We start from the raw sequence: 12831 nt of genomic DNA on the forward strand, positions 1-12831 counted from the left end.
TTTTATAAGTTATTTATTGTCCATGATACATAATACATTGACCCGATATTACCAGTACCGAAAGCCGTAAAGTACTCATCTCCTAAAAGGTTAGTAGCACCTGCTTTAAAAGTAGACTTAAAGCTTGGGACTCTTAAATTTATTTGAGCATCTACTACGTGATATTCTGGAACTACACCATTACCAAATGTTGCTTCCCAGTAATAATCATCACTGAATCTATAAGACACATTAAAACCAAAGTTTTCAAATAAATCTGTATTTCCAAATGAAGCTTTGAATTTATGCTCAGGTGTATTAAAGTTTGTTGTAAAATCTGGGTATTTAACTTGGTCAAAGTCTAATTTTGCATACGTATAACTTCCGCTTAAATCAAAATCACCAAAAACTTTAGTTGATAAACCTATTGAAGCTCCATAAGATTTAACATCTGCAGGAGAGTTTGTATACGTACTGTAAGCTTGATAATCGCCATTTGAAATAGCGGCTACAGATAATCCATTATCACCAACAGTTCCGTAATAAGGAGATATTACAACTTCTTGAGAAATGAAATCTTTATACTTGTTAAAGTAAGCGCTAAAATCTACGATTAAGCTTTCAAATTTACCTCTATAACCAACTTCTGCCGAAGATACTTGCTCTGGCTTAATTAACTCTGGGTTAGAAACTTCTAAAACAGCTGGGTTTCCAGTAGCTGCTAAAGCCTGAACAGAACTTGCTGTATAAGAGTTTTCATAAGCTACTCTACCTGTTTGAGCAATAGTTGCTGGTTGTCCAAAACCTACTTGCCCGTTTGTACTAACATCGTAATCTCTTGTCCATCTATCTAAATTGTCTGGAGCAGAACCTACTAAAATAGCTCTACCTGCATCTAAACCAATAAATAAATCTTGTGTAGTAGGGTTTCTAAATCCTGTTTGAACAGAAGCTCTAATATTATGATCTCTGTTAACAGTTAAACCTGCAGATAATCTTGGTGAAAAGAACCCATCAAAAAATTCAGATTTATCATAACGAACAGATCCTGTTAGTTTTAAATCTAAAGCATCACTTAACTCTATGTTTTTTTGAATTTGAGTGTAAACACCGTATTCAGAATAATCAATAGGACCATCAAAATCTGTATAAATAGTACCTGAAGAGTTTAAGCTGTATTGTCTGTATGATCCACCAACTTGAATATCTGCAAAATCAATTAAATGACTAAAGTTATAGTTAGCATCAGAATGATAATATTTTGAAGCATCTTGGAATTTAGATCCCGTTGCTAAATTAGGATCATTAATACTTCTATTAAAAGCAGCTATGTATTCAGGAGAACCTGGTAAGTAACGACCAGATTCTGCTTGAGCTCTTGCAGCAGCATGAGCTTGAGCTTCAGTGGCGCCTCCAAGTGTAGCTTGAACAAAAGTTCCTGCATATTCGCCAAACCAAGTATTATCATCTTTCCAAGCTCTATTGATATTGATTCCAGTAAATACCATATCATAAGAATCACCAGCTTTATCAGCAACAACATATCCTCTTAAAAAGAAATTATCATTTTTAAATTCTAATTTGTGTTGTTGTTGTGTAAAATTATCAATGTAGTATCGGTTAGTTCCTTGGTAAATGGTAGAACCTGTACCTACTTTTCCAACATATTGAATTTCAAAATCATTTTCCCAAGGTCTAAAGTATAAACCCCAGTCTGCTTTTATACTTTCAGCATTGTAGTCTGTTAAATCATTTTCATTATAACCTGTTCTACTAACAACTACTGAAGGAACTAAAGCACTAGCTCCAGCAGGTAAGATACCTAAACCTTCTAGTGTTACAGCTACACCGTTTATGTTTGTTGCTACTTCATCACCATAAACGTTTATTCCATCATAATTTAAATCTGCTCTGGTACCACCAATAGTTGTCTTATCAACTTCACTAGTTGCAGCCCAGTCTGTTCCTCTTAGGTAACCAAAATTTATTTTAGCAGCAAATTTATCACTAAACTTATATGCAGCACGTACACTTATATCTGTATATTCGTTATCACCAGCAGCTTCTTGTGATGTAATACCTTTTTTAATTGATGTGCTGATACCTTGATGATCAAAAGGACTTTTACTTCTCATAAACAAAATACCATTAAACGCGTTGGCACCATATAATGCAGAAGATGCACCTGGTAATAATTCAACACTTAAAACATCTGTTTCGGTCATACCAACTAAATTCCCTATTGGAAAGTTAAGAGCTGGTGTAGAATTATCCATACCATCTACAAGTTGCATAAAACGGTTGTTCGCAAATGTTGCAAATCCTCTGGTGTTTACAGATTTAAAAGTTAAACTATTTGTGTTTACATCTACACCTTTAAGGTTTTCTAAACCGTCATAGAAATCTGCTGAAGCTGTATTTTTTATCTCTTTAAGACCTAAACGCTCAACAGTTACAGGCGATTCAAAAATACGTTCTGGTGTTCTGGATGCAGAAATAACAACTTCGTCTAATGAAGTTCCTTCATTTAAAACAAAATTAATTTTTTGATTATTTGTTGTTACCTCTTCTGTAACAGTTTCAAATCCTACGCTACTTGCTTGGACTGAAAATGGAGGATTTTGACTGTAAGTAAGTGTAAAATTACCATCAAAATCGGTTACAGTACCGGTTGAAGTTCCTACAATAATAATGTTTGCTCCTGGAATAGGTTGATTGTTATCATCAACAACAGAACCGGAAATTGTTGTTTGTGAGTAGGATAGTCCACAAAAAAGCAACAATAAAAATGGGAGAATTGTTTTCATGTATTCGAATTAGTTTAATTTTAGTTTAGCAATATATGTATATATTATATTACTAGCGAATAAAAATATAAAAAAAGTATGCGCGCATAGTAATTTTTAACAAAAAACACCTAAAAAAATTGCTATATCTTTAAAAATCACAGGCTAAAAATAAGAATTGGCATGATTTGTTGTAAATCATACCAATTTAAAAGTCTTTGTTTTTAGATAAAAAATCTATTCTACTGTAACTGATTTTGCTAAATTACGTGGTTGATCTACATTTTTATCTAAAAGAACGGCTATATGATAAGATAATAATTGTAAAGGGATAGTCGTTAATAATGGAGTTAAAGACTCTAATGTTTCTGGAACTTCAATAACATGATCTGCTAATTCTTTTACTTGTTTATCACCTTCTGTGACAATGCCTATAATTTTACCCTTTCTAGATTTTATTTCCTGTATATTACTAACTACTTTTTCGTAATGCCCTTTTTTAGTTGCAATTACAACAATAGGCATGTTTTCATCAATTAATGCAATTGGACCATGTTTCATTTCTGCTGCAGGATATCCTTCAGCATGTATATAAGATATTTCTTTTAGTTTTAAAGCACCCTCTAAAGCGACTGGAAAATTATAACCTCTACCTAAATAAAGACAGTTTTTAGCATCTTTATAAATATCTGCTATCATTTTTATATGAGCATCAGATTTTAAAGCTTTTTCTACTTTACCAGGAATCATTTCTAATTCTAATAAATGGTGACGGAAATCAGAACTACTAATAGTACCTTTAGCACGAGCCATTCTTAACGCCATTAAAGTTAAAACAGTAATTTGAGTAGTAAATGCTTTAGTTGATGCAACACCTATTTCTGGGCCAGCATGTGTATAAGCTCCGGCATGTGTTTCTCTAGCTATTGACGAACCAACAACATTACAAACGCCAAACACAAAAGCACCTTTAGATTTAGCTAATTTAATAGCAGCAAGCGTATCAGCAGTTTCACCAGATTGAGAAATTGCAATTAACACATCATTTTCGTTAATTACAGGGTTTCTATACCTGAATTCTGAAGCATATTCTACTTCTACAGGTATTCTAGCTAAATCTTCAAAAATATACTCAGCTACTAAGCCCGCATGCCATGATGTACCACAAGCAACAATAATAATACGATTAGCATTAAGGAATTTTTTCATATTATCCTCAACACCAGCCATTTTTATGATGGCTTCGTTTCTTAATAGTCGTCCTCTATAAGTGTCTTTTATAGCTTTTGGTTGTTCATGAATTTCTTTTAGCATAAAATGCTCGTAACCACCTTTTTCTATTTGTTCTAGATTTAATTGTAATTCTTGCACATAAGTATCTACTAAAGAATCATCTTTAATCTTTCTTATTTTTATGCCTTTGTGGAAACGTATAATTGCCATTTCTTCATCCTCTAGATAAACAGCATTTTTAGTGTATTCTAAAAAAGGAGATGCGTCACTGGCAATGAAAAACTCATCTTCATTCTCACCAATACCAATAGCTAATGGACTTCCTAAACGAGCAACAACAACTTCTTCGGGTTTGTTTTTATCAAAAACGGCAATGGCGTAAGCTCCAATAACTTGATTTAATGCTATTTGAACAGCCTTACCAAGTTTTACATTTTCTTTTTTCTTTACGTCTTCAATTAGGTTGATAAGAACTTCAGTATCTGTATCGGATTGAAAAGTGTAACCTCTAGAAATAAGCTCCTGTTTAAGTGATTCATAATTTTCTATAATACCATTATGAATAATCACTAACTCTCCTGAATTTGAAAGGTGTGGGTGTGAATTTATATCATTAGGTACACCATGGGTTGCCCAACGTGTATGACCTATTCCTACACTGCCATGTTTTGTGATTTCATTGTCAGAACGACTTTCTAAATCTGCTACTTTGCCTTTTGTTTTAGAAACTTTTAAATCGGTACCATCAAACAATGCGATGCCAGCGCTATCGTATCCTCTGTATTCAAGTCTTTTTAGACCTTCGATTATAATTGGGTAAGCTTCTCTTGGTCCTATATATCCTACAATTCCACACATAACTTATAATATTGATTTTAGGGTTTTTAACTTAAGGCAAATATGTAAAATAAATAACAATGAAAGATAATTATTATATGAATACCTATTTTATACGATGAAAGTCATTTTTTTCAAAAAAGCATATAGTATTAAAACTCAAATTAGTTAAGTTTTAAGTGTTACTTTGGCTCTGTATAAAACACTTTTAATTTTAATCTTTTTTCTTCAGGAGCATTTTCATTACTACCATGTAAAATAGTGCCTCTGAGAGATATTAATGCTGATGTTGGAATAGCAATAACATCATCATCACTTTCTAAAATTTCAGCACTACTAAAAATAAAAGTGTCTGGGTTATAGTCTGCATTTACATTTGTTGAAAGTACAAGGCCAATTTTTGTATTAGTTGAGTCTCTAAGCAAGATGTTATTTAAATGCTGTGTTAGGCGTATTTTATACTTTCCTGAAATAGTGTCTCTTTGACCTAAACTTATAAATTTAGAATTAAACGGACTTTGATTATTTCTAGTCTGATCCGCTAAATAATCAACAGTTGGTATGCTATTTTTAACATCGTAGGCATAAATACGATCATACTTATGGAAATCTTCATTATTAGAGCCTATATTAATGGTTTCATCTTCATAAACCTCTAAATGGGCTTCATTTATAAGCCTTTTTAGTAAATAATTGCCAGTTGTATTATCAATTATATAATCTCCGTTTTCATCAGTTTGTCTGTACTCATCAATAAAATCTTCAAGGGCATCCGCAATTTCATTGTTGTTAGAATCCTCGTTTCCAAATAAATCAATAACAGCCATGGAACCTGAGGTTCCTTTTAAATAAAGTTTTTCATCACCTAAAGTTTTGTCTCCATTTTGTAATGATACTTGATTGTAATCATTAATAAATGTATTTAATCTATTACCAGTGAAATTTAAAACATATGTAGATTCTACTCTTTCACCATCTTCTACTGTGGAATCTTTTGAATAATGAATAGTAATATTGGCATTTGAAGAAGCTAAGTTTAGTAAAATCATATTACCATCGCTACCAAGAGCTTCTGCTTTAAAGTAAATACCCCTAAAATAGTTTTTAAAGTTATTGGCGTTGCTTAAAACAGGGTCATCTTGTTTACTTATAATAGTGCTCGTCCAGTATAATTTATCTTCATTGCTATCTAAAACCACTGTATATGCAGGTTCAGATAAAGTAGTTACTTCATCTTCTCCTGTTCCTGTAGTGGTTTCAGTTGGAGCTTCACTTGGAATAAAAACAGGCTCTTCATGAATTGTAGTTACAATATGATCATCAAAATTCACAACACCTGTACCGGTTAAAACCGAGTTTGTAGTGTTATTTGCATTTGAATAAAAATTTTGTGTACTGTTAGTAGTAGAATTAGGATCGAAATCTCTTAAAAAATAATTGTTTTGATAAATAGAAAGTTTAATTCCTTCTGAAGGGTTTCCATATAAAGAATCTAATTTATATACTGGGTTGCCTTCGTCATCTACGTCTGTTTGAGTACTAAAATAAGGGATGCTAATTACAACTCTATCAATCTCAGCGTTTGTGCCAAAATCAGGATTAAAAGTTGTTGGTGTTACTTGGGCAACAATACTAGCTATGGTTTGTCCATAAGCTGGATCGTTATAAACACCAAGTAAGTTGGCTGGTAATCCGTTTACTTGTAAAGAATCTAGTTTTTTATTGTATGCAGTAGCAGGATAAACTGTGCTATTAGTTTCAAAATTTGCATTGTCTTTTCCAAGAACATCACTTTCTATAACATTAAAATCTTTATCGCATGCAATAAAAGATAAAACAGAAAATATTAAAACAACAGTGACTTTAAGGGCTTTAATGGTCTTTTTCATGTATGTGATTAATGAATGTATGTTTAGCCTAAAACGGTATTATTGAAAAATGTTGTATAAGCTTCACCAAATTCATCTTTACTTTTATATTCTAAAATAGGTTTTTTTGAGGCTTTTAAATAGGCTTCTAGATCTTCAGGAATGTTTTCAGACCCAACAATTAACGCATCAGAATAATCAATAGCAACTTTCATTAAGTTATTATAAGACGGTTCATTAAGCAATTTAACAGCATCTTCATTTATGTTGTCAAATTTAATCTTATTAATCATGTCTTTATTTAAAGTATTGTTAAAACTTTGATTATATATTGAAGTAACAATTTTACTTTCATTAAACAAAGGTTCGTCTTTATAATATTCTTTTAAATAAACAGGTAATAATGAAGCTAACCACCCATGAACATGAATAATATCTGGAGACCAATTTAATTTCTTGACGGTTTCAATAACACCTTTTGCAAAGAAAATAGCGCGTTCATCGTTATCAGAAAACAGGTTACCATCTTCATCAGTTAAAGTTGCTTTTCTTTTAAAATATTCATCGTTATCAATAAAATAAACCTGAATTCGCTCTTTTGGGATAGATGCTACTTTAATAATAAGTGGCATATCTAAATCATTAATCACTAAATTAATACCAGATAATCTTATGACTTCATGTAACTGATGTCTTCTTTCGTTTATATTTCCATAACGTGGCATAAAAATTCTTATTTGTCCACCTTGTTGATTCACCATTCTTGGTGCTTCAAAAGACATAGACGAAATTTCGGTTTCTGGTAAATAAGGTACTACTTCAGATGATACATACAATATCCTCTTATCTTTCATATGTTTGTTTTTGTTGACTTTTAATGATGTCTAAATCATTAGCAATTATTGATTTTTTTAAAGAGAAAATTTGAAAAATTTTGTCTTATTCAGACTTCACTTTTTTTAAAATTCAAAATAAAAAACACGCAAAAGTACAAAATTTTATGCAATTTGACTGTAAAATCTTAAGTTTGCACCCGTTAATTTTTTATTAAAACGTGGAAGTTTACTCAGAAAAACAACAAATTATAAAGGCAGTTGATGCTTTAAGAGACAAAAAGCTAACTTTAGGTTTGGTTCCTACCATGGGCGCATTGCACCAAGGACATTTACAATTAGTTAAAAAAGCTTTGGCAAATAATAGCAAAGTAATTGTAAGCATCTTTGTAAATCCAACCCAGTTTGATAATACAGAAGATTTGCAAAAATACCCAAGAACATTAGAAAATGATGTTGCTTTATTGAGTACTTTAAGCCAAACAGATATCTTAGTTTATGCACCTACGGTTGACGATATTTATAAAGGTAAAACAGTTTCCGAGGAGTTTGATTTTGATGGTTTAGAGTTTGAAATGGAAGGTAAGTTTCGTCATGGACATTTTGATGGAGTAGGTACCATTGTAAAACGGTTTTTTGAAATTGTTAAACCAGATAACGCTTACTTTGGCGAGAAAGATTTCCAACAGTTAGCTATCATTAAAAAATTAGTTGAAAAGTATCATATTCCAGTAAACATTGTGGGGTGTAAAATACATAGAGAAGCTAATGGTTTAGCTATGAGCTCTCGTAATACTCGACTAAAAGCTGAGTACAAAAAAGCTGCACCATACATATATAAAACTTTAACAGAAGCAAAAAAGCATTTTGGCACAAAAAGTGCTAATAAAGTTTCGGAATGGGTTGAAAAACAGTTTTCTAAACATGATTTATTGGAGTTGGAATATTTCATTATTGCAGATACTAAAACCTTAAAACCGGTTAAAAGAAAATCAAATAATAAAACTTACAGAGCGTTTATAGCAGTATATGCTGATGATATTAGACTTATTGATAATATCGCTCTAAATTAATTATCTTTGCCCCATGCAAATACAAGTAGTAAAATCAAAAATTCATAGAGTTAAATGCACCGGTGCAGAACTCAATTACATAGGTAGTATAACCATTGATGAAGATTTAATGGATGCAGCTAACATTATTCAAGGTGAAAAAGTTCAAATTGTAAATAACGATAATGGTGAACGTTTAGAAACCTATTGTATTCCAGGACCTCGAAAAAGTGGCGAAATTACTCTTAATGGTGCAGCTGCCAGAAAAGTTTCGGTGGGAGATACCTTAATTTTAATTACTTATGCTTTTATGGATATTGAAAAGGCCAAAGTATTTAAACCTTCTTTAGTATTTCCAGACGAAGCCACAAACTTGTTAAAATAAAAACTTTTGAACCCAAAAATATCAAGATTATTAAAAATTTCACTCCCATTATTACTGGGAGTTTTTTTGGTCTGGTATTCACTGTCTCAAATTTCTATAGAAGAGTTAATTAAGTACTTTAAAAAAGCAGATTATACCTGGGTTTTATTAGGTGTGTTTTTAGGACTTTTAAGTCATCTATCTCGTGCTTATCGTTGGCGTTTTCAACTAGAACCCATGGGTTATAAAATTAAATTGGGTAACAGTATTATGGCAGTTTTTGCTACTTATTTAATTAATTATACTATTCCCAGAGCAGGAGAAGTGGCTAGAGCATCTATACTTACAAATTATGAAGGTGTGCCTTTTGAAAAAGGTTTTGGTACTATAGTCGCAGAACGTATTGCAGATATGCTTGTTATGTTGGGTATTATAATAATCACCCTTTTTTTAGAATTTGACTTTATTTATAGTTTTTTAATTGAAAAATTTGATCCTTATAAAATCATAATTGCTTTAATCTTACTCATTGTTTTAGGGCTTATTTTTATAAGATTTGTAAATAAGGGCAAATCCAAAATAGCTTTAAAAATTAAAGGGTTTGTAAACGGACTTATTGAGGGAGCTTTGAGTATTTTTAAAATGAAGAAAAAGTGGGCGTTCATTTTTCATACCCTTTTTATTTGGGGTATGTATGTGCTCATGTTTTATGTAACTTCTTTTTCTCTTGAACAAACCACGGGTATCCCTTTTGCAGCTATATTAATAGGTTTTATAGCAGCCAGTTTTAGTATAGCGGCTACAAACGGTGGCATTGGTTCTTATCCAGAAGCTATAGTATTAGCGTTCCTATTATTCAATATTCCAGAAGATCCTAGTCGTGCTTTTGGATGGATTATGTGGACGTCTCAAACCCTAATGGTTATTGTTTTTGGTGGTTTATCACTCATTTACTTGCCTATTTTCAACAGAAAAAAATAAAATAGACAACGTTTAAAACTTCTGTAAAGCTTACAAAAACTTTGCTTTTAATCTCTAGGTTAATTTATTACCTTGCCAATATCAAATCTCAAATCATTTTAAAATGAAAAAAACAATTGTTTTCTTTTTACTTCTTTGTTTCGCATTTAATAGTGAAGCACAGGTTAAATATGAATCTATTCAATCTTCAAAATTAGGAGAAGAGCGTCAGTTAAAAATACAATTACCAAGAGGTTATAATTCTAATGAAGATAAAACATATCCATTATTTGTAGTGCTTGATGGGGATTATATGTTTGAAGCCGTAGCTGGAAATGTAGATTATTTTTCCTATTGGGAAGATATGCCAGAGGCTATTGTAGTAGGTGTTAATCAGCTAGATAAAAGGTATGATGATTGTATGTATTCCGGTCAAAATTCGTTGCCTATTGAAACAGGTGCAGCTTTTTTTGAGTTTATTGGTTTAGAGTTAATTCCTTACATAGAAAAAAGCTTTAGAGTAGGTAATTTTAGAGTAGCGGTAGGACATGGCGAAACCGCTAATTTTATAAATTATTACCTATTAAAACCGAACCCTTTATTTCAAGGATATATTTCTGTTAGTCCAGAGTTAGCTCCAAATATGTTGGATTATCTTCCAGAAATTTTAGGTAAAATTGAATCTAAAACCTTTTATTATTTAGCAAATACTAATAATGACTCACCATCAACAAAACAGATGATAGAAGCTTTAAATAAAGATATGTCTGCTATAGATAATGATAATTTATTTTACGATTTTGATGCTTTTGAAGGACCATCACATTATTCTGTTCCTACGCATGCTATACCAAGTGCTATAGAAGGTATGTTTAAAGTGTTTCAGCCTATTTCTAGAAAAGAATACAAAAAGGTTATTTTGGAATTAGAAATATCTCCTGTGGTTTATTTAGAAGAAAAGTATCAAACCATTTATGATTTGTTTGGTATTGAAAAACAAATTTTGATTAACGATTTTAAAGCTATTTCTGCAGCTATAGAAAAAAATGAGTTTTATGAGTATTATGAAGATTTAGGTAAAATAGCGAGAAAAGAGTATCCTGAAACCCTTCTTGGAGGTTACTATTTAGGTCGTTTTTACGAAGAAACGGGAGAGCCTAAAAAAGCAATGCGTACTTATCAATCTGCTTATACTTTAAAAGAAATTGCTGGTATTACTAAGGATGATGTGCTTCAAAGAGCCGATTCTATAAAAGAAGATTTCGGGTATTAATGGCAAAAGTAAAAACGACGTTTTTCTGCCAGAATTGTGGTACACAATACGCTAAATGGCAAGGGCAATGTAATGCCTGTAAAGAATGGAATACTATTGTTGAAGAGGTTATTCAAAAACCTGAAAAAAGTGATTGGAAAACATCGAATTCAACAATTAAAAGGGTATCTGTACCATTACGAATTAATGAAATAGATGCTTCAAAAGAAGCCCGATTAGATACCTTTGATGCTGAATTTAATCGCGTTCTAGGTGGCGGAATTGTTCCAGGTTCATTAACACTTTTAGGCGGGGAACCAGGAATTGGAAAAAGTACTTTACTCCTTCAGGTTTCCTTAAAATTACCATATAAAACCTTATATGTTTCAGGTGAGGAAAGCCAGAAACAAATAAAAATGCGTGCAGAACGCATTAATCCAGAAAACAATAACTGTTATATTCTTACAGAAACTAAAACGCAAAATATCTTTAAGCAAATAGAGGCTTTAGAACCCGATATTGTAATTATAGACTCTATTCAAACCTTGCATAGTGATTATATTGAATCGTCTTCAGGAAGCATTTCGCAAATAAAAGAATGCACTACAGAGCTTATAAAATTTGCTAAGGAAACCGCTACACCTGTTGTTTTAATTGGTCATATTACTAAAGATGGTAATATAGCTGGTCCAAAAATTTTAGAGCATATGGTAGATACAGTTCTGCAATTTGAAGGTGACCGCAATCATGTTTTTAGAATTTTAAGAGCTCATAAAAATAGATTTGGATCTACAAACGAATTAGGAATTTATGAAATGCAAGGTTCTGGTTTACGAGAAGTTTCAAACCCATCAGAAATTTTAATATCTAAAAAAGACGAAGAATTATCTGGTAACGCTATTGCTGCTACTTTAGAAGGTATGCGTCCATTAATGATAGAAGTTCAGGCTTTGGTAAGTACAGCTGTATATGGTACTCCGCAACGTAGCGCCACGGGTTTTAATGCAAAACGCTTAAATATGTTGCTTGCAGTTTTAGAAAAACGCGCTGGTTTTAGATTAGGAGCAAAAGATGTGTTTTTAAATATTACCGGTGGTATTACCGTTGATGATCCTGCAATAGATTTAGCTGTAGTGGCTTCAATATTATCATCAAATGAAGATGTTGCCTTACCAAAAGATGTATGTTTTGCTGCAGAAGTTGGTTTATCTGGAGAAATTCGTCCAGTACAACGCGTAGAACAACGTATACTAGAAGCTGAAAAACTTGGCTTTTCAACAATATTTGTATCCAAATACAATAAAATTTCACTTAAAAATACAGTAATTAAAGTTCAACTTATTTCAAAAATTGAAGATTTAGTTGATGCATTAATTTAATTATATATTCACCTAAAGGACGAAGTTTATACTTTAAGTATTATAAAATTAATAGGTTGTAATTGTAAAATAAGAGCTTTTTCTTATATAAATAGTCACGTAATTCTTCTGTTTTTTAGTATTTCATTTCTTTTAAGGTTAGTTTATTAATTTTTTTTGAATTCATAGAAAACTAATTGTCTATTTATCAAGTAAATACATTAAATTTTGGTGCTTCACTATGTGCTTGATAATTAATTACTTAGCTCGTTTTTGCGATAAATCATAGCTTCCTTTATAGTTTTATAG

At 31.5% G+C, this 12831-nt stretch carries 9 protein-coding genes; 5 read left to right on the top strand and 4 right to left on the bottom strand.

From position 1 onward, the window contains the following. Positions 1-2: 2 nt before the first annotated feature. The 4 genes from MBM09_RS02745 to MBM09_RS02760 all read right to left on the bottom strand — a co-directional run bounded on the left by MBM09_RS02745 (position 3) and on the right by MBM09_RS02760 (position 7557). Positions 3-2786: a TonB-dependent receptor domain-containing protein gene (locus MBM09_RS02745; protein ID WP_238675322.1), complete on the bottom strand. Its 2784-nt coding sequence runs from the start codon at positions 2784-2786 to the stop codon at positions 3-5. A 216-nt stretch (positions 2787-3002) separates the two neighbouring features. Beyond that, positions 3003-4856 (bottom strand): glutamine--fructose-6-phosphate transaminase (isomerizing), encoded by a 1854-nt coding sequence (gene glmS, locus MBM09_RS02750; protein WP_238675323.1) that lies wholly within the window; start codon positions 4854-4856, stop codon positions 3003-3005. Between the two features lie 161 nt (positions 4857-5017). Beyond that, positions 5018-6724 (bottom strand): DUF4270 domain-containing protein, encoded by a 1707-nt coding sequence (locus tag MBM09_RS02755; RefSeq protein ID WP_238675324.1) that lies wholly within the window; start codon positions 6722-6724, stop codon positions 5018-5020. Positions 6725-6747: 23 nt separating this feature from the next. After that, on the bottom strand, positions 6748-7557 hold the full coding sequence (locus MBM09_RS02760) for a glycogen/starch synthase (RefSeq protein WP_238675325.1): 810 nt from the start codon (positions 7555-7557) through the stop codon (positions 6748-6750). A 200-nt stretch (positions 7558-7757) separates the two neighbouring features. Between MBM09_RS02760 and panC the strand changes: the two genes are divergently transcribed. The 5 genes from panC (at position 7758) to radA (ending at position 12543) form a co-directional block, all read left to right on the top strand. Then, the gene (gene panC / locus MBM09_RS02765) at positions 7758-8609 is read left to right on the top strand and encodes a pantoate--beta-alanine ligase (RefSeq protein ID WP_238675326.1); all 852 of its coding nucleotides are present in this window, start codon (positions 7758-7760) and stop codon (positions 8607-8609) included. A gap of 13 nt (positions 8610-8622) precedes the next feature. After that, positions 8623-8973: an aspartate 1-decarboxylase gene (gene panD / locus MBM09_RS02770; protein ID WP_238675327.1), complete on the top strand. Its 351-nt coding sequence runs from the start codon at positions 8623-8625 to the stop codon at positions 8971-8973. A 66-nt stretch (positions 8974-9039) separates the two neighbouring features. Beyond that, positions 9040-9933 carry a lysylphosphatidylglycerol synthase transmembrane domain-containing protein gene (locus MBM09_RS02775; RefSeq protein ID WP_370569717.1) on the top strand — a complete coding sequence of 298 codons (894 nt, stop codon included), beginning with the start codon at positions 9040-9042 and terminating at the stop codon, positions 9931-9933. A gap of 103 nt (positions 9934-10036) precedes the next feature. Beyond that, the gene (locus MBM09_RS02780) at positions 10037-11185 is read left to right on the top strand and encodes an alpha/beta hydrolase (protein WP_238675329.1); all 1149 of its coding nucleotides are present in this window, start codon (positions 10037-10039) and stop codon (positions 11183-11185) included. After that, positions 11185-12543, top strand: a complete 1359-nt coding sequence (gene radA / locus MBM09_RS02785; protein ID WP_238675330.1) for a DNA repair protein RadA — start codon at positions 11185-11187, stop codon at positions 12541-12543. The genes MBM09_RS02780 and radA overlap by 1 nt, the downstream gene beginning before the upstream one ends. The last annotated feature ends 288 nt before the right edge of the window (positions 12544-12831 follow it).

The organism is Flaviramulus sp. BrNp1-15, assembly GCF_022259695.1.
Taxonomy (GTDB): Bacteria; Bacteroidota; Bacteroidia; order Flavobacteriales; family Flavobacteriaceae; genus BrNp1-15.

Excerpts from the sequence above, each read along its gene's own strand:
- MBM09_RS02745 (WP_238675322.1), bottom strand. The coding sequence starts at position 2,786 with ATGAAAACAATTCTCCCATTTTTATTGTTGCTTTTTTGTGGACTATCC.
- glmS (WP_238675323.1), bottom strand. The coding sequence starts at position 4,856 with ATGTGTGGAATTGTAGGATATATAGGACCAAGAGAAGCTTACCCAATT.
- MBM09_RS02755 (WP_238675324.1), bottom strand. The coding sequence starts at position 6,724 with ATGAAAAAGACCATTAAAGCCCTTAAAGTCACTGTTGTTTTAATATTT.
- MBM09_RS02760 (WP_238675325.1), bottom strand. The coding sequence starts at position 7,557 with ATGAAAGATAAGAGGATATTGTATGTATCATCTGAAGTAGTACCTTAT.
- panD (WP_238675327.1), top strand. The coding sequence starts at position 8,623 with ATGCAAATACAAGTAGTAAAATCAAAAATTCATAGAGTTAAATGCACC.
- MBM09_RS02780 (WP_238675329.1), top strand. The coding sequence starts at position 10,037 with ATGAAAAAAACAATTGTTTTCTTTTTACTTCTTTGTTTCGCATTTAAT.
- radA (WP_238675330.1), top strand. The coding sequence starts at position 11,185 with ATGGCAAAAGTAAAAACGACGTTTTTCTGCCAGAATTGTGGTACACAA.